The 18,723-nt window shown below is 50.7% G+C and carries 13 protein-coding genes, 1 other RNA gene and 1 pseudogene; 1 reads left to right on the top strand and 14 read right to left on the bottom strand.

The features are described from left to right. Nucleotides 1–541 precede the first annotated feature (541 nt). The 10 genes and pseudogenes from V2546_RS10225 to V2546_RS10180 form a co-directional block, all read right to left on the bottom strand. Complete coding sequence (locus tag V2546_RS10225) at nucleotides 542–1,291, bottom strand: CvpA family protein (protein ID WP_243022318.1); 750 nt, start codon at nucleotides 1,289–1,291, stop codon at nucleotides 542–544. Further along, entirely contained in the window at nucleotides 1,291–2,124 is an 834-nt protein-coding gene (locus V2546_RS10220) for an HAD family hydrolase (protein ID WP_329752250.1), read from the bottom strand. Before V2546_RS10220 ends, V2546_RS10225 begins: the two co-directional genes overlap by 1 nt. 249 nt (nucleotides 2,125–2,373) lie before the next feature. After that, nucleotides 2,374–4,632, bottom strand: coding sequence for a tetratricopeptide repeat protein (locus tag V2546_RS10215; RefSeq protein ID WP_329752249.1), 2,259 nt, complete (start codon nucleotides 4,630–4,632; stop codon nucleotides 2,374–2,376). Nucleotides 4,633–4,677: 45 nt separating this feature from the next. Continuing rightward, nucleotides 4,678–5,277: a recombination mediator RecR gene (gene recR / locus V2546_RS10210; protein WP_118298196.1), complete on the bottom strand. Its 600-nt coding sequence runs from the start codon at nucleotides 5,275–5,277 to the stop codon at nucleotides 4,678–4,680. Nucleotides 5,278–5,280: 3 nt separating this feature from the next. Next, on the bottom strand, nucleotides 5,281–5,631 hold the full coding sequence (locus V2546_RS10205) for a YbaB/EbfC family nucleoid-associated protein (protein ID WP_021903984.1): 351 nt from the start codon (nucleotides 5,629–5,631) through the stop codon (nucleotides 5,281–5,283). Between the two features lie 171 nt (nucleotides 5,632–5,802). Beyond that, a complete protein-coding gene (gene dnaX, locus V2546_RS10200; RefSeq protein ID WP_329752248.1) occupies nucleotides 5,803–7,530 on the bottom strand; it encodes a DNA polymerase III subunit gamma/tau in 1,728 nt (575 codons plus the stop codon). A 6-nt stretch (nucleotides 7,531–7,536) separates the two neighbouring features. After that, a complete protein-coding gene (locus V2546_RS10195; protein ID WP_118532281.1) occupies nucleotides 7,537–8,619 on the bottom strand; it encodes a 6-phosphofructokinase in 1,083 nt (360 codons plus the stop codon). 328 nt (nucleotides 8,620–8,947) lie between these two features. Then, nucleotides 8,948–10,444 (bottom strand): metallophosphoesterase, encoded by a 1,497-nt coding sequence (locus tag V2546_RS10190; protein WP_329752247.1) that lies wholly within the window; start codon nucleotides 10,442–10,444, stop codon nucleotides 8,948–8,950. Nucleotides 10,445–10,475: 31 nt separating this feature from the next. Beyond that, nucleotides 10,476–10,737, bottom strand: an RNA gene (ffs, locus tag V2546_RS10185) — signal recognition particle sRNA large type. Nucleotides 10,738–11,475: 738 nt separating this feature from the next. Next, nucleotides 11,476–11,640: pseudogene (locus V2546_RS10180) on the bottom strand (sodium ion-translocating decarboxylase subunit beta); the annotation flags it as partial. Nucleotides 11,641–12,085: 445 nt separating this feature from the next. Between V2546_RS10180 and V2546_RS10175 the strand changes: the two are divergent. Then, nucleotides 12,086–12,937 carry a YitT family protein gene (locus V2546_RS10175; protein ID WP_118532261.1) on the top strand — a complete coding sequence of 284 codons (852 nt, stop codon included), beginning with the start codon at nucleotides 12,086–12,088 and terminating at the stop codon, nucleotides 12,935–12,937. Between the two features lie 224 nt (nucleotides 12,938–13,161). On the opposite strand, the gene tadA is transcribed toward V2546_RS10175, so the two are convergent. The 4 genes from tadA to V2546_RS10155 form a co-directional block, all read right to left on the bottom strand. Further along, entirely contained in the window at nucleotides 13,162–13,677 is a 516-nt protein-coding gene (gene tadA, locus V2546_RS10170; RefSeq protein ID WP_405578821.1) for a tRNA adenosine(34) deaminase TadA, read from the bottom strand. A gap of 158 nt (nucleotides 13,678–13,835) precedes the next feature. After that, entirely contained in the window at nucleotides 13,836–15,416 is a 1,581-nt protein-coding gene (locus V2546_RS10165; protein ID WP_182426828.1) for a DUF6128 domain-containing protein, read from the bottom strand. 124 nt (nucleotides 15,417–15,540) lie between these two features. After that, nucleotides 15,541–16,716 carry an NAD(P)-dependent malic enzyme gene (locus V2546_RS10160; protein WP_118298202.1) on the bottom strand — a complete coding sequence of 392 codons (1,176 nt, stop codon included), beginning with the start codon at nucleotides 16,714–16,716 and terminating at the stop codon, nucleotides 15,541–15,543. A 273-nt stretch (nucleotides 16,717–16,989) separates the two neighbouring features. Continuing rightward, nucleotides 16,990–18,597, bottom strand: a complete 1,608-nt coding sequence (locus V2546_RS10155) for a gamma-glutamyltransferase family protein (protein ID WP_486463580.1) — start codon at nucleotides 18,595–18,597, stop codon at nucleotides 16,990–16,992. Nucleotides 18,598–18,723 lie beyond the last annotated feature (126 nt).

Genomic DNA, 18,723 nt, shown 5'->3' with positions numbered 1-18,723 from the left:
CTAATTTTTAAACCGTTCTACTGTTTTGTTAGGTTTTGTTCTGAATGTTCTCATTCATGGTCTAAACCAAAGACCATTTTTATAAGAATTTTCAGGGTTTTACATACTGTTCAGTTTTCAAGGAACTGTTTTTGTCGCCTCTGTGTTTCAGAAACAACTCGTTTATTCTATCATACCGTTTCCGGTTTGTCAAGAACTTTTTAAAACTTTTTGAAGTAATTAAGAAGTTTTCTTAATGACTCTTAATAAGTTTTGCCCTGTCGCTCAAGGCGAGTATTATAATAACAAATCTGTGCCGAAAAGTCAACTGTTTTTTCTATTTTTTTCGAATTTTTTTCTTTTGCATGTGCACTTACAACATAATGGGGTACATACGCATTTCCAAGGCAAGATATACCCCATTTCTGTATTGTCTTATTCGTATTTATCTCAGTTAAAAACTGTATCTCCATCGAGACACTTTTATAGACTCTCGCCGCCTAAAAGGGAGTGGCATCTTATCTGACCGGGTGATCCATTTCCCGATTACCGTCTCTTTCTATTACAAAACGCTTCTCACCAGTCCGACCACAAGATAGGAAAGCATGTTATGGTCATACAGCCATGTCAGCCAGATACTTCCGTTGATCTGGTCGATCATGCTCTTTCCGATCGGACTGCCGGAAAACAAGGTGAGGACCAGGCATCCTATCCACACAAAGATCAGCGCCTCCGTGAGTCCCAGGACTGACCCTGCGATCTTATTGAGTCCATATATGATCGGCAGGCGGGAGAGCAGGTTCAGCCATCCGATAACTATGTGAAGAGACGCATAGAATACCGTAAACAATACCGTAAATATGATCACACGGATCACACGGTCCGCCAGATATTTTCCGACATAGTCCTCAAAGATCTGTACTCCCATCTCCTGATATACTTCGCCGTTGTTGTTCTCGATCAGAAGCTTTTTGACCTGGTCCGGGATTTCCAGACTTTCGATAACTGCGCGTTCCCCCGCTTTTCCGGCGAGACCGGCCGTCTGGGCCATCTCATCCATCTTTTCATCAAGGCCGCTGGCCTTCAGTGCACTCTCCTTCATCGTTTCATAGAGTGCCGTATTGTGCTCCAGCCACGCAGCTGTCTGCGGGATCGCAATGCGCACCGCGAACAGCGTGATAAAAAGTGACATCACGGAGACTGCTATTCTTATAAATCCTCTGTAATGACCGTACAGCATCATCCCGATGAGATATGCCGCAACAGCCACCTCCAGCCAACGGCCGGATAACATTTCCAATATTTCCATCATTACTCAATTCCTGTAAAATGGCAGATCGCTTTCGCGACTCCCGCCTCATTGTTCGCCTTTGTGATATAATCTGCTGCCGCCTTTACGGATTCTTCGCCGTTTTCCATGGCAACACCGATCCCCGCCATGCGGATCATGGACAGGTCATTCTCCCCGTCTCCAAAGCTCATAGTAGCCTCCCGGTCGATTCCAAGGCGTGCTGCAAGACGGATCAGTGCTCCGCCTTTATCGGCGCCTTCCGCGTTGATCTCGAGGTTATTTGGGATCGATGAAGAGACAAGTATCCCCGGGATCTTTGAAAGTTCCTCACGCATCCTCTTTCTGGCATCCATATCGCAAAAGAACATGTTGATCTTATCCGCGTCCTGTCCGCGTTCTTTCAAATATGCAATGTTGTCCGGAACCGAATCCCTGGTTCTCCGCACAAGCTCCGCCAGACCTTCCGATGATACATATTTATATATATCATTATAAAATTCCGGCATCGTATATCCGATCCCGCCAATGTATACATCATACATGATCTCATCCGGGCTCGTCCGCGCCATCATCATGATCTTTTCCGCCAGCGCCACCGGGATCCGGCAGAAGTCGATAATCTCATTTTTTGCGAGATCTACCACCTGTGCCCCGTTTGTGAGGATCGCATAATGTACACCCGGCAGATTTCGGAGTTCATCCGGCAGTCCGCGCATCGTGCGGCCGGTCGCCGGGACGATCTCGATCCCACGCGCCGCACATTCCCGGAAAACGCGCAGATTTTCTTCCGGGATCTTCTTTTCATCGTCAAGCAGCGTTCCATCCATATCCGCCGCGATCAGTCTGATCTCCATAATATTCTCCTGTCATCATAGTCTGCCCATAAGATATCTTTTTAAGCTCCGCCCGCCGCCGTCATTTTCCGGCAGGTGATCTTCTTATCCGGCAGTTCTCATGGGCAGTAATCGCATTCCTCTCAGCAAACATAAGTTCGTATCTGTTGGTGAAAAATTTGCGCACCATCCCACTGCAAACGCAATGATCACATGGTGCGCATATTCATTTTTCAGCCTTTCAGCCTTCACATCTGTACTTTTTATCGTTTAGTCGAAGAAGTCTTTTTCATGAAGGATCAGAAGGCCTTCTTTTGTATATGTCGGGGAGAAGAGTCCTGCGATCTTCTTTCCGAGAGACTTTTTCTCTGCCTTATCAGCAGCTTCCTCGATCAGATCGACAGCCGCTGCCTTTGTCAGGCGGACTTCATCCTCTTCCATCATCTCGATGCGCTCATATAGGGCAAGAAGACTCTTTCCTGTGATGCTGCAGTCGATCTCTGATGCATATTTGCAAGCATACTGGGCGAATTCGTCCGGATCCATCTCTTCCTTATCGTCATAGTCTTCCGGAACAACCTCCTCTGCAGCTTCCGCTTTCACCGGAGTCTTCGGCTTTTCTTTGTCTGCAGCCGGCTTCTTCGGAGCTTCTTTGGACTTTCCAAATATTCCTGTCTTCTTCGGCGGGATATATTCCTCTTCCTCCGGTTCCTCTTCCGGCTCTTCTTCCTCGTAAGCGTCTGTTTCCGGTTCTTCTGTTTCTTCAGCCGCCGGCAGCTCCGGTTCTTCCTCCGGCTCCGTCTGTGTTTCCGGTTCCGGTGTCAAAGTATAAGCTTCCTCTTCCTCCGGTTTCTGTTCCGGCTCCTCTTCCATCTCCTGCTCCGCACTTACCACATCGCGGGCGATCTGTTCCTGTTTTTCTGTGGAACGTTTCAGAGCAGCTTCCATTTCTGCTTCCGCTTTTTTCTGTTCAGCCGCTTCCTCATCGCTTCCGATGTACTGGAATTTACTTGCGAGAGAGGTATTGTGGGCATGGAGCGCCTCAAGATTCTCCGGGGTATCGATCAGGACAACGATCATGCCGGAGCGGTCTTTTTCCATCAGGTCATCCAGTTCATTCTGGACAGCATCAGTAAGACCTGCCGCGTGCTGGATGATCAGATCTTTCCCTGCGAGCATGTCAGCAACTGCGCTGATCCCGCGCTTATTTAATTTCTCACTGCTGATCTTTGCAACCGGGTTCTTGATCCCGAGCTCGCGGTGGATCTCCTTTAAGGATTCAACAGCCATGGAAAGACCTTCCGCGTCCGTCTCCGCCTCGATCATCAGGTTGTTGGTATCGAGCATATCATCCAGGGATTCCAGTTCCAGGTCTTCCTCGTCGTCATCCTCTTCCGGAGCCGGAATATTGCGGACCTGGTTTCTGCGTGCGCGCTCTCTGTCGATCTCCGCCTGTTTTTTCGCACGGCGTTCTTCTTCCTCGCGTCTCGCAGCTTCCCGCTCTTCCTCCGCACGGCGGAGCGCTTCCTCTTCCATCTCTTCCCGCTCTTTTGCGGCGCGGATCGCCAGTTTCTGGCGCTCGATCTCCCGTTCTTCCTCTGTCGGGATCGTGTGCTCCGGTTCTTCCGTTCCCTGCGCATCTCCCGCAGCTTCCTGTCTTCCCCGGCGGATCGCACTGAGATCTGCAATGGTTCTTGTCGCGTCCATGTCGTTGTCTTCCTCGACAACAGCCGTCCGTCCCTCTTCCTCGGAAAGTCTGGACATCTCGTCTGCCAGCTTCTTTGTCTGGGCATCCTCATGGATCTGCAGGGCAACCTCTCTTGAGACATCCGTGTCTGGAGTTTCCTCCTCGTAGTCATCCTGTTCCGGGGCATTTCCGCTGTATTCTTCCTCAACAGCGCGCAGTTTTGCCTCGTATTTCTCCCTGTTCTCCACAAGGTCCATCTGATATTTGTTCAACGGTGCATACTGAAGTTTCAGATCCATCGCCTTGTCCACATATTTGCCGAGACCGAATAAGAGCATGATGCGGTCACATGTGGCAACACACTTGTCCTCGATCCCTGCTTTGTGGTAGAGCTCTGCCAGCTCATACAGCCATTTCTCATCCACCTCGGATGAAGTATACACCTCCAGCGCACGGATCAGCTGATCCACCGGTGCCTTTTTCGCCTTTAAGATCTTGTAGCGGAGCAGGTACTGGCGCGGATCATCCTGTGCGAGATCGCAGAATTCTCTGTAGTACGCCTCTGCTTCAGCCGTACTTCCGTCCTTTAAGGCGAGATCCGCCAGTTTATAGAGCAGGCGCTTACCGACCGGTGCGCGCTCGAAAGCCAGGAGCAGAATATCCTTCGCCTCCTGGTACTCCTCATTTTTCTCATAGATCTGAGCAATCATGGACAGCAGGCTCGCGTTGCGGACACGGTGCCAGTCGATGGTATCCGCGATCTTCATCGCAGTTCCGTAATCTCCGCGGCTGACCATCTTTTTGATCTGCTCGACTTTAATATTAAACTCGTATTTATCCATTTCTTTCGCATCTCCTGAAACCGGAACAGCCATCTGCTGCCGGTTTTATAATTCCACCCGGCCTTCCAACGCCCGGAGAAGTGTGACTTCATCAATATATTCCAGATCTCCGCCGACCGGAACACCGCTGGCGATCCTCGTCACCTTGATCCCTGTCGGCTTGATCAGTTTGCTTATGTACATTGCCGTCGTCTCGCCCTCAAGACTTGAGTTTGTGGCGATAATGACTTCCTTCACTTCTTCCGTCTGAAGACGCGTCATCAGCTCTTTTAATTTGATATCTCCCGGTCCGATCCCAAGCATCGGGGAGATCGCGCCGTGGAGCACATGGTACACCCCGTCGAATTTTCCCGTTTTTTCGTATGCCGCCAGATCACGCGGGTTCTCCACGACCATGATCACGCTGTGGTCTCTGGTCTGGCTCCGGCAGATCGGGCAGAGTTCCTGGTCCGTCAGGGTGAAGCACTCCTTGCAGTAATGAACATTGTGTTTCGCATCCCGGATCGAGTTCGAGAGCCGTTCCACCTGTTCCTCCGGCATGTTGATGATGTGGAATGCCAGACGCTGGGCCGTCTTATTTCCGATTCCCGGCAGTTTCGACAGCTCCTCTATCAATTTTGATATCTGACTGCTGTAGTAATCCATAATTTAGAAGGAAAGTCCTCCCAGGTTTCCGAGACCGCCTGTGAGTTCAGACATCACTGCGCTGGACTCAGCCTCCATCTGGTGGAACGCCTCATTTGTCGCAGCAACGATAAGATCCTCGAGCATCTCAACATCATCCGGATCTACTGCCTCCGGGGAGATCTTTACAGCGACAACTTCCTTCTTGCCGGATACGGTAACGGATACAGCTCCACCGCCTGCTGTTGCTGTGTACTGCTTCTCCTCAAGCTCTTTTGTCTTCTCTTCCATCTGGCGCTGCATTCTCTGCGCCTGTTTCATAAGATTTGTCATATTGCCGGGCATACCGCCCGGAAAACCGCCACGTCTTGCCATGGTGTATTTCCTCCTGATATTCTTAGTTTTTTATAAATGATGTTCAGGCTCAAAAAAGCTTTTTGAGTCCTTCCGTCAACGCTGACCGGACATTGCCCATATAGGTATGACCGGTTCACAGGTTTCAAGTTGAATCTGTGTTTATATTAATCGCAGCTTTTATCACTGCGGCTAATCTTCGATTGTAATATCCATATGGATGTTTTCTCTCAGCTCATCATCGCTGATATAGCGGGTATCCATCCGTTCCCCGTTTTCCCGCATGCGGGATTTAAAATACAGGGATTTTCCGTATTTCTGCTCCACATACCTTTCCAGATCACCGAGGACGCTCGGACGGCTTCCGATGGCAAAATTCATCGGATCATTGAACACGATGCAGAGACAGCTGTCGCCCGCCGGTTCCACTACAGTTTCCCGGAAACTCGGGCGGATGGACATACCCATGTCGCGGACGATCTTGCCCCACTCATTCCGGATCATGTTGAGATCCTCCAGCTGGGCTTTCGGCAGTGATACAGTCCTCGGCTCATAAGTCTGACCGGAAGCCGGGGGATTCTGCATTCCCGCCGGATTCTGCGCTGGCTGACCTGCCGGTCCCGCGCCATTTCCCGGTGCTCCGGCACCGTCGTAAGCAGGCTGTGCATACATCTGCGGTGACATCTGCGCGGCTCCCATCATCGGATCACCGGCGATCCCGGCATTCTGCGCGGGAACATAGCCGCCTGCGGGCATCGCAGGGATCCCTTCCTCCACCATGCGCTCCAGCTTTTCCAGGCGCTCCAGGATGGAATCCATGTTCTGCTCCATCTCCGGCTTGGTGAGCTTGATGAATGCAAGCTCGATGAGCACGCGTTTCTGGTTTGCGAAACGGATCTGGTTGGAGAGCTCCGAGAACACGCGGATATATCTCATCAGAGTATTCTCGTCCACAAGCGCCGCGTCTTCCCGCATCTGTGCCAGATTGTCCTCCGACATATCCAGAAGGTCTTCCGCATCATCCGCCGTCTTTAACAGGAGCAGATTTCGGAGAAACCAGATGAAATCCACGACAAACTGGGAAAGTTCCCGGCCCTGGACTACCATCTCCTCAAGCTTCAGGATACAGTCCTTCGTCCGGTTCTCCCGGATCGCATGGAACAGATCCCGGAATACGCTGTTGTCGACAGCGCCGAGGACATCCAGCACATGTTCATACGTCAGCGTCTCGCCGAAGTGGAACGCCGCGCACTGGTCCAGGAGACTTAGAGCGTCTCGCATGGAGCCGTCTCCGGCTTTTGCCACATAGCGGAGCGCTTTATCCTCCACCGGCATGTTTTCCGCTTCCGTAAGTTCTTTTAACCGGGCCGTGATCGTGTCCAGCGTAATGCGCCGGAAATCATACCGCTGGCATCTGGAAAGCACCGTGATCGGGATCTTGTGGACCTCTGTGGTCGCCAGGATAAAGATTACATAGGACGGCGGCTCCTCCAGTGTCTTTAACAGGGCGTTGAACGCGCCTGTTGAGAGCATATGAACCTCATCGATGATGTATACGCGATATTTTCCCTCCGTCGGCGGGTACTGGACCTGCTCACGGATCTCACGGATGTTCTCAACGCCATTGTTGGACGCAGCATCGATCTCCACCACGTTTAACGAGGTTCCGGCCGCGATCTGCCTGCAGCTCGGGCATTCGCCGCAGGGACTTCCGTCCACCGGATGTTCACAGTTTACCGCCCTGGCCAGGATCTTCGCCACCGTTGTCTTACCGGTTCCTCGGGTTCCGCAGAACAGATACGCGTGCCCGATCCTGCCGGAACCGATCTGATTCTGTAAAGTTTTAACGATATGGTCCTGGCCTTTTACATCCGCAAAGACCTGCGGACGCCATTTCCTGTATAACGCTTGATATGACATGTTCTATCAGTCTCCGAAACTGATTCCGATAAGCTTCGCTTCTTTTACAATATCGGACTGCGGATCCACATATTTCAGTTTGCCGGCAGATTCTGCCAGCGGGATATCCGTGATCACATTGTTTTTTACAACGACCAGCTTGCCGAATTCATTATTTTTGATCATGTCGGCGGCATGAGCGCCGATCCTTGTGGAGAGAACGCGGTCATACGGGACCGGAGTGCCACCGCGCTGCATATGGCCCGGAACGGTCACACGGATCTCCTGTCCTGTCATCTCCTGGATCTTCGCGCCGATCTCATACGCGACGGACTGGTATTTCGTTGCGCGTTCCTCCAGATACTTCTTATACTCCTTCTTGGAAAGAGCTGCCTGTTCTTTTGAGATCGCACCCTCAGCCACCGCAAGGATCGAGAAACGGCTTCCGTTCTTCGTCCGCTCTTTGATCTTCTTTACGACTTTATTTAAGTCATACGGGATCTCCGGGATCAGGATGATATCCGCTCCGCCGGCGATGCCTGCATGAAGTGTGAGCCAGCCGACTTTATGTCCCATGATTTCCACGATGAAGACACGTCCGTGGGAGGACGCGGTCGTGTGGATACAGTCGATCGCATTCGTCGCGATATCCACAGCGCTCTGGAATCCGAACGTCATATCCGTTCCCCAGAGATCGTTATCGATGGTCTTCGGAAGTCCGATCACGTTGAGTCCTTCCTGGCTTAAGAGATTTGCCGTTTTCTGGCTTCCGTTTCCGCCGAGGACGACTAAAGCGTCCAACTTCAATTTATAGTAGGTGTGCTTCATGAGCTCCACCTTGTCGAGGCCGTTCTCGTCCGGTACACGCATCAGCTTGAACGGCTGTCTGGAAGTGCCGAGCATCGTTCCGCCTTTTGTGAGGACGCCTGAAAAATCTGATTGTTTCATCATCTGATAATTTGCATACATCAGACCTTTATATCCATCTTCAAATCCGATAATTTCCACTTCATCTTTGTAGATCTGATACAGACCTTTTGCGACTCCGCGCATCGTTGCGTTTAATGCCTGGCAGTCGCCGCCGCTCGTAAGGAATCCAACTCTCTTCATCGTCTTGTCCTTTCTCCGATTTCTTTCAGTCGAAATGTGAATGCATGTATCCAAGATAAGATTATAATACAAAGAAAAGAGACGGGCAAGAAAAACTTGTCTCCTCTCTCTTTTCTAGGCATATTAGTTACTGTACACGGTAGGAATTTTCTGAACTGAAAATTCCGTACAATACAGTTGTGGCAGCAGATTTTGCCGATTCGGAATGCGAAGCATCGGCAAAATCGTGTTACAGTGCGCGGGCATAGAGTGTCCGTGTACTGTAACACATATTATGGACAAAAATAAGGTCCTCATGCAGACCGGCAGACGGTGCGTCCTCTCTTTTTTATTGTTCCGGGCGTTTCAAACGGACCGGATTCGGGATCTCGGCATGGTTATTTGCCGACATCGTGTCGCGCATCATTCCGTCGAGCTGGCGGAACTCAACGCTCGGATCCATGTAGCGGACCCAGAGGCCGTATCCGAACTCGTTTTTCTTCTCCGAATAACTGATCGGCACTCCGGCATAGTAATCCTTGTAGATATCCGTATAAAAGTCCGCCATAACTTCTTTTAATTCTTTCGGCACATCCTCCAGGGTTTTAAAGATCTGATTCTTGATGACCGTCTGCAGATAATCCGCTGCATAGGCTGAGAACTCAAGAAGGTTCGGATCCGTCTCCCCGTTTGCGGCCGCCCAGGTGGAAACATCCACGGTCTTTGCGAGATAATCGATGCTGCCGTCCGTGTTTAACGTTACAGTCCCGTACTGACATGGCGGCAGGATCAGGGAATTGCTCACGATCTCCCAGATTCCGTAAGTGTCTGAGCCCATTCCCGGCTCTGTCAGGTGTTTCATGACCTTCTGCGTGTGGAGATGGCCGCTGAAGTACACAGGCGTCAGATAACGTTCAAAGAGTTCCCGGACCTCGTCACAGTTCTCGATCACGCATTCCTCCACATAGACACGGCTCAGGCGCTGGAGATTGTGGTGTCCAACCGGGATCACGGTGATTCCTTCGGCATACGCCTCTTTCAGGCATTCTTCCATCCATTCCAGCGTTCCCTCTTTAATCTCACCGTACACCTCATTTTCCGGCTCGCAGACCGTCGTATCAAGCATCATGAGCCAGGTGGTATCATTCAGTTCCACCAGATAACTCAGGGAATCCGGTGCTTCGCTCTTTGCCTCATTGTATCCGAAATCTCCGTAAATCTCCCGGAATTCTTCCGACGTCACGCTTTCCACATCCGTTCTCTGATCCCCGAAGTATTCTCCGGCATTCGGCTTGTTGATATCGTGATTTCCGGGGATCACATAGACCGGGATCCCTGCGTCTTTGATCTTCCGGAGTTTTTCCGCAAATTCCAGGTGGTTTGCCTTTTCTCCATTTAAACTCAGGTCGCCGCTCAGGATCAGGGCATCCGGATGTGCCTCAAGAACTTCCGATTCAAACGCCTGCCATAACTGTGGCTGATAGCGGATCTCTTTTCCATCACTGCTGTTTACAAGCTGGTCAAATGCTACGCCATAATCCGTCAACGACGGTGACATGTAGTGGGTGTCAGACGCGATGATTAGATGCGTCTCGATCTTTTCCCGGTCCACCGGATCTCCGGGACCTTCCGTCTCCTCTTCGGTCGGCTCCTCGGTTTCTGTCCCAGTCTCCGATTCCGTTTCCGTCTCTGTCGGCGGTTCCGACTCGGTTGTTGACGGTTCTGTCTCTTCCGCGGCACTCTCTTTTGTTTGATCCGGAACATGGTCCCGCACTGCGGGCAGGACAAAGATCACCCCGGCCAATAAAAAAAGAAGCGCCAGCAATAGCAGAAATTTCTTTCTCATTCACTGTCACCTCTTAAGATTTCTTTTTTATCCGCACGCTCTGCTTTGAATACGTCTCATAAACGTTACCCTGGCAGCCAGCTCGGTCCCGGCTCCCTCGCGGCACATGGAAGGTTCTCCTTAATGCTGCTGCATTCCTGCCCTGACATGGTTCAGAGAGTCCCATTGCGCGAGACCAAAACGTCAGCGCCGCTTACCAGGGGCAGCTTCACAAGGAAGTACCCGCGGCAGAACATCACCCCTGCTGTAGCGGATTGCAGGTACAGGGCACCGCTATCTCCCCGGCTGTGCGGACCAGTTAAGTATACATGGACGGGGGCATTTTGTCAAGTTGCGAAATCCCCCGGTGACAGTGAACTATCTGCAAATTTCTTCCCTGATTTCACCAAATCGTATTCATCTGCTTATTTGAACAGCGGCATTTTTGTGATCGGGAATGTCTGGTTCTCTAACGGTTCATGCCAGATCCCGTACCAGATATCTTCCAGGTTATCGCCGTCGGCTGCCAGAAATCCGTAAACTTCACTGTCGTACTCCGGGATTTCCACCGGACCGTACAGCAGCCTGCTGCCGTATTCCTTATAAAGATCCGCAGCCATCTCATTTAACCGGTCATCCGCCAGATATGCATCCTTGAAAGCACCTTTTTCCTTATCTTCCCGGAACACTTTGCAGACTTCTTCCGGAAGTTCCGTCACATCCCCATAAGTGTCAGAGTAAAGGTACATCGGGTTCTTTTCCTTCGTGTATGCTTTCGGTGCCACCACGCAGCCATCCGCATCTCCGACAACCTCCGTGTAATCATCGCCCTGGGTTACGATCGGTCCCGCTTCCTCCAGCGTGTAGGCTGCAGCCGGCTCCAGCGTCGCAGGGTCATCGGAACTATTGATATTAAATGAAATGTATCCGAAGGAACCATGCAAAGAGATTTTGTCTTTGCTCACATAGTCAAGTTCCACGACATCCCCATAGGACTGCTTTTTCGCGGTTTCAAGGTCCAAAACAGCCGCTTTTGTTTCTTCGTCAGGAGAACCGATTTTCCCGGCCAGAAAGATCTTCGTTGGTCCGTCTGCTCCGCCGATGATTCCGATAGATGCTGCCTCCTTTTTATCTCTATTCTGGATATAACACACTGCGGCAACTCCCGCAAGCACCAGAATTCCTGCAGCCGCCAGGATCTTCTTTTTATTTTTCATACTTTTTCTCCGTTTCTGAATTAACAGGATCTGTGATCATAACTGTGTCATATGGAATCTTCCATTCCGAAATTTTCTGCCCATGAGGTTCATTGATCAGAAAGACCATTTATCCGTTTGCACCGCCCGGGATTGCCGGGAAGTCGTCTCTGCCAAATCTCATGTGCATCCTCCGGATTTATTTCATCTTACCATACAGTTATTACTTCTATATATAAACTTTCTTAACTTTCCCTGTCCATTTCCAGGCATTTTGTGCGGTGCGCAGCGCCCTTTTACTCTATTCACACTTCACCACTTTCTCTTGCATTCCATGTCCGTCCAGTATATACTGGTGAGGCAAAATGATTGTTTTCCGCGGACAGCAGCGAATTTCCAAACAGGAAATCCTGCCTGATGCTGTACACGGTAACGCAGATGTCTCTGCAGGAAAGGATTTATTATCATGAACAACAAGGGGTTTATCAAAGAAGTGCTTGTCATGACCCTGGCTGATGCGATCACGGCCATCGCAGTCTACTTTTTTCTGGTGCCGAGCCACACCTCGATCAGCAGTATCTCCGGTCTCGGGATCGTATTGACCCACTTTATTCCGCTTCCGCTCTCCGTGATCACGATGGCCTTCAATGTCATTTTACTGATCATCGGGTTTATCCTCTGTGGAAAAGAGTTCGGAGCAAAGACCGTGTATACAAGCGTCATGCTGCCGGTATTTCTGGGAATTTTTGAGAAGATCTTCCCAGATTTCACCTCTCTCACCGGGAGCCAGGAACTGGATGTTATCTGTTACGTCCTCGTCGTCAGCGTCGGGCTTGCGATGCTCTTTAACATGAACGCATCATCCGGCGGACTTGATATCGTTGCGAAGATCATGAATAAATATCTGCACATGGATCTCGGAAAGGCCATGTCCCTCTCCGGCATGTGCGTGGCGCTCTCCTCCGCACTGGTTTACGACAAAAAGACGGTCGTGCTCAGTGTCCTCGGTACATATGTGAACGGGATCGTCCTCGACTACTTTATTTTCGATCAGAACGTCAAGAGACGTGTCTGCATTATCACTAAAAAGGAAGAAGAACTCCGCAAGTTCATCATCGACAACCTGCATAGCGGGGCCACGATCTATGAAGCCACCGGTGCTTACAATTTTGAGAAACACAACGAGATCATCACGATCGTCGATAAGCGCGAATACCAGGCGCTCATGAACTATATCAGTTCCAGTGATCCGGAGGCGTTTATCACGATATATAAGGTTTCGGATATCCGGTACCGGCCGAAGAAATTCAGCGCGTAACATGCATGTAAACGCTTCCATTGCCAGTTTTCTGTGATTATATGGAGACAGAAAAGACCGTCGCCAGATCTTATCTGATATGTGTCCGGAATTCCGGGTATCTATCATATCAGATCTGGCAGCGGTCTTTTATTATAAGTAATTCTATTGCAACTTTTCTGCCTTCAGAACCATCCACTGGCATTTTTCGGTTTCACGGCAAAAACCGATTCTCCGTTTGTCTTTTATGCATTTTCTGAGGTTTCTTTCTCCGCCTGCTCCAGCTTCTTACGTTTTCCTTCTTCCCGCAGTGCTTTAAAGAAATCCTTCAGCATCTGAGAGCATTCATCCCCGCAAAGTCCGACTTCCGTCTCCACCTGGTGGTTAAATCCGTCTTCATGCAGCATGTCGAGCACGGATCCGGCGCAGCCTGCCTTCGGGTTCATGCAGCCGATCACGACTTTCGGGATCCGCGCCTGGACGATCGCACCGGCACACATCGGACATGGTTCCAGCGTCACATACATCGTACAGTCCTCAAGCCGCCAGTCCCCGATGATCCGGCAGGCCTTCCGCATCGCGATGATCTCCGCGTGGGCCAGCACGTTCTTATCCACGGTCCGCCGGTTATATCCCCGCGCGATGATCTTCCCGTCATGCACGATCACGCAGCCGATCGGCACTTCTTTTAAAGCCGCCGCCTTTTTTGCCTGGCGGATTGCTTCTTTCATATAGTGTTCTTCTATTGTCATCTTTTTCATATGTTTCTCCGAATTTCAGGTAATGTTGTCTATGGTCATGGATCAGGAAATGGTTCCAGATCCTCGCCTTTCATTCCTTTTTTATTGTACCTTATTTTTTATTTCTGGCAAGATAAATAAATATGAAAGACAATACAAAGCAGCCTGTCTGTTAAAACTCACCGTATCTTCAGATCCGTATACCAGTACCCAAACCGCCCATCCCCGACCGGCTGGCGCCTGGAGAGGACGAAATTCGGGAAACCGAACATGGTGGCCATGTATTTTTCGCTGCTGTAGTAGTGCCCGGGGACTCCCAACAGGTAGCGGGATTTCTTTTTGTTCCCGCCGAGCTTTACGAGGATCAGATAGCGGAAATTATAGTAGCCGTGGAGCAGAAAGCTGTTGTTTCCATAAACCCAGCACTCTCGCGGGAGTTTTCCGATATCCTGCGGACGAATCGTCAGGATATCGCAGCCGTCCTCATACTCGAACGGCTGGATCTTCGGGTATGTCCTTTTAAATTCCTCCCACAGTTTTTCCGGATCGGCCGCAGGATCTTCCGTCTCCTGCAGATAACGCAGAACCTCCGGATTTTCAAGTTCCGGGGAGACCATGGGAGCTGTGGGGGCAGTTGAATGTGCTGCCTGTGAAGCTGCACTTTTGGGGGACTGCGCCGTCATACCGGAAGTCTGTACTGGATTTTGTCTGAACTTCTGGCTATTCGGCCGCTGTACTCTTTGAGCAGTTTTCATGTAAAACGGCAGGTCTGTTTCCTGCGATATTCCCTGCTCCTGCTGCGCTGTTTCCACCTGTTGTTTTTCTGTTTCCGACTCAGAAGTTTTCTCCGGATCCAGGTTCGCCGTCTGATCATTCTCCTCTTCATCCCCGGAAGTCTCTTCCATTTTCCGCTCTATCGGTCTGTCTTCCACGTTTCCGCATGTGTCATCCGATTTTTCACCGATTTCATCGTCTTCCCCCGACAAGTAGAACCTGCCACGGTCTTCACTTTGTTCTTCCTGCTGCTGTACTTCATGATCCGCAGTGTCTTCCTCTTCCGCTTTCCCATCATATGCCGGCGCTTTCTCCGTCTTTAGGTCTCCCTCTGCACCGCTCAGCTCTGCTGCATGCGCCGTCTTTTCTCTCTCGTCTGATTCCACCGTATGCATATTCCGCTTCTCTGGGGCTCCGCTTTCCTCTTTTTTCCCCGGTCCCGGATCATGTACGCTCTTTTCCTCCTGCTCTCTCCGCTCTTCTTCCCTGGCGATCTCCTCCTCGATCTCTTTTACCACCTTGGAAACCGCCTGTGTATCCATTCCTTTTTCCGCCTCCGGCAGCATCTGGGCAGTAAATTTCGGAACCGAGAGGACCGGATTCTCCCCGGTATTTCCCTCCTCCGCTGCCAGCGCGTCCTCCCAGATCGTCTTATAGCACCGCCAGGAATTCTTTACGTCATGGACCGACAGGCCGAAATATGTATCAAGTCCGGTACCGCTTCCCTCCACGTTCTTCGCGTCCACATTGACCCGGAACTCCCCGTTTCCGCCGCGCACAAAAACGTTTCCAAGAAATGTCTCACGACCGCCTGTCCCTAAAAGATACGCGCCAATGGCATTGCCGCCCATATAGATCCGCTTCACATTGACATTGATCCTGCACTGCCCGTTCCGCGCCTCCAGCTTCACAAATCCCACATTTTTCCCTTTCTTTTTTCCTTCGTACTCGTAAATATAAGAAATCAGTCTGCGATAATCTGCCATAATCAAAAACACTCCTTCTGCACTTATGTATATGCGGAAGGAGTGTTTCTCATAACTATTTTTTAATTGTCATTTGCCATCAATGATCTTATCCGGAAATATGCCGATCTTTCAGAGAGATCTATTATTTGCGGATCGCTCCGGATTTTACAGCCGCCTCAGCAACACGTTTTGCAACATGCTCTGCAACGCCTTCTTCGAGCGCACCCGGAATGATATACTCTGCGGAGAGTTTGTCCGGTGTTACAAGCTCAGCGATCGCCTGGGCTGCAGCAACCTTCATATCGTAGTTGATATCTCTTGCGCCGCAGTCTAATGCGCCGCGGAAGATTCCCGGGAATGCAAGGACGTTGTTGATCTGGTTCGGGAAGTCGGAACGGCCTGTTCCCATTACCTTTACGCCTGCTGCCATCGCCTCATCATACATGATCTCCGGATTCGGGTTCGCCATTGCAAAGACGATCGGATCTTTCGCCATCGTCTTGATCATCTCCGGCTTCAGTGCACCTGCTACGGACACGCCGATAAATACGTCCGCTCCGACGAGAGCGTCTGCAAGAGTTCCGCGCTTATCCTCAAGGTTTGTGATATCGCAGAGCATCTTCTTGTGATCCTTGATGCCGACTCCGCGGTCTTTATAGAGGATTCCGTTTTCGTCGCAGGCGATGATATTTTTCACGCCTGTCGCAAGCAGCATCTTGATGATCGCAGTTCCGGCAGATCCCGGTCCGTTTAATACAACATGGATCTCATCAATCTTCTTTCCGACAACTTTTAATGCGTTTAAGAGAGCCGCTGTAACGACAACTGCTGTGCCGTGCTGGTCATCGTGGAATACCGGAATATCAAGCTCTTTCTCCAGACGTGCCTCAACCTCGAAGCATTTCGGGGAAGCGATATCTTCCAGGTTAATGCCGCCGAAGCACGGAGCAATGTATTTCACTGCCTTGATGATCTCCTCGGTGTCTGTCGTATCGAGACAGATCGGGAACGCATCAACGCCGCCGAACTCTTTAAAGAGGACTGCCTTTCCTTCCATGACCGGCATAGCAGCTTCCGGTCCGATATTTCCAAGACCTAAAACTGCGGTTCCATCAGAAACAACTGCTACCAGATTGCCCTTTGCAGTGTACTTGTAAACATCTTTCTTATTATCATGGATCTTTCTGCATGGCTCCGCAACACCCGGTGTATAGGCGGTGCTTAAGTCATCTCTTGTCTTTACCGGAACCTTGCTCGTAACTTCGATCTTTCCATGATGTTCCTCATGGAGCTTTAACGCTGCTTCATTGAAATTCATTGCGCTTTCCTCCTGCAAATTCATTATCATTACCAGACTGCCCTGCGGTCTCCTGTCTCCGGATGATCTGTATTTTCCCATTTCCGGCGGTCAGATCCTTTCCCACAGTTTTCGTATTCTTTTTCGGGCAGTTCCTGATCTGCTTAATCTCGAGTTTACCACACTCACTCTGAAAAGGAAACTGCTTTTTATTTCTCTCCGCACATTGCCGCCAGGTTTTGGTTACAGTACACGGGCACTCTATGCCCGCGCACTGTAACAGGTTTTGATCATCTACCACGCTGCCACCGTTCCGTCTGCCCGCGGTTCGGTTGCCCCGCAAAGCACATCGTTTTCATCTCTCCAGATAATCTGTCCTCGCCCGAAGGACAGGGAACTCTCAAGGACTTCCATCTCATGTCCCCGTTTTTTCAGCTCTTCCACGATCCCGGCCGGGAATGTCTTTTCCACCTGGATCTTCTTTCCACCGATCCACTGCCATCTCGGCGCGTTGAGCGCATCCTGCGGATTCATCAGGAAGTCCACTGTATTCATGATAACCTGGACATGGCCCTGCGGCTGCATGAAACCGCCCATAACGCCGAACGGTCCAACTGCTTTTCCTTCCTTCATCAGAAATCCCGGAATGATCGTGTGCAGAGATTTCTTTCCCGGTCCCAGACAGTTTTCCATTGTCTCATCCAGTGTGAAGTTCGCCCCGCGGTTCTGCAGCGCGATCCCTGTTCCAGGTATTACGATCCCGGATCCAAATCCCATGTAATTGCTCTGGATGTAGGAGACCATATTACCTTCCCCGTCCGCTGTGCAGAGATAGATCGTTCCTCCGCGGAACGGATTGCCTGGCTCCGGTGTGAGCGCCTGTTCTCCGATGAGTGCCCGTCTTCCGTCCGCATATTCATCAGAAAGCAGCGTCTCCACCGGTGCTTTCATATAATCCAGGTCCGCAACATACCGGTTTCCGTCCGCAAATGCCAGTTTCATCGCCTCCAGCTGTTTATGCACGGTATCTGCATTGTCCCGCTCCGCAAAGGAATACCCCTTTAAAATATTCAATGCCATCAACGCAATGATCCCGTCTCCGTTCGGCGGGATCTCGCAGACACCATATCCCCTGTAATTTATGTGGATCGGTTTCACCCACTCACACCAGTAATTTTCAAGATCTGATCTCCGGAGATATCCGCCGGTCTTTCTTGAAAATTCGTCGATCTGATCCGCAAGTTCTCCACGATAAAATGCTTTTGCATGAGTCTGCGCGATCATTTCCAGCGTCTTTGCATGAGCTTCCGACCTCCAGATTTCTCCCGGCTGCGGGGCATGTCCGTCCGGGGCGAACGTTTCAAACCATGGCCGGAAACATTCTTCCGTCAGCGTTTCTGAAAACTCTCTGTATGCATTGTTCCATATTTTTGATGTCACCGGACTCACCGGATATCCCTCGCGTGCATATGTGATCGCCGGTTCCAGCACCTTTTCCAGCGGAAGTCTTCCAAACTTTTCCGAGAGTTCCGCCCATGCGGACGGGGCGCCCGGGACCATCACCGGGATCCAGCCTCGTTTCGGCATTTCGGTGTATCCCTGTTTTTTCACTTCTTCTGCAGTGATCGCCATAGGTGATCTTCCGCTGGCATTCAGCCCGTGAAGTTCTCCCTTTGTCCAGACCAGGGCGAAGGCGTCGCTTCCGATCCCGTTGGACGTCGGCTCCAGAACTGTCATGCACGCCGCTGTCGCGATCGCCGCGTCAACTGCGTTTCCGCCCCGTTTTATGATGTCGAGTCCCGCCTGGGCCGCCAAAGGCTGGCTCGTGCAGACCATACCTTTTTTCCCGTACACAACACTTCTTCGTGATGGATAATCATATTTCTGCGCATCAAATTTCAGCATATCCATTTCCTCCTGATCAAGCCATTTATTCCTGGGTTGTAAGTGTACCGCAATAAACAGAAAGTCCGTTTATTGCTTTATCATGCTGGAATCGTATCACTTGAAAGTATGAAATGTCAATAA

Origin of the sequence: Clostridium sp. CM74B_53, from assembly GCF_036318045.1 — a bacterium.
In the GTDB taxonomy this organism is placed as follows: Bacteria; Bacillota; Clostridia; order Lachnospirales; family Lachnospiraceae; genus Pilosibacter.
The sequence above is the reverse complement of the archived record's forward strand: the minus strand, read 5'-3'. Positions and strand labels throughout refer to the sequence as shown.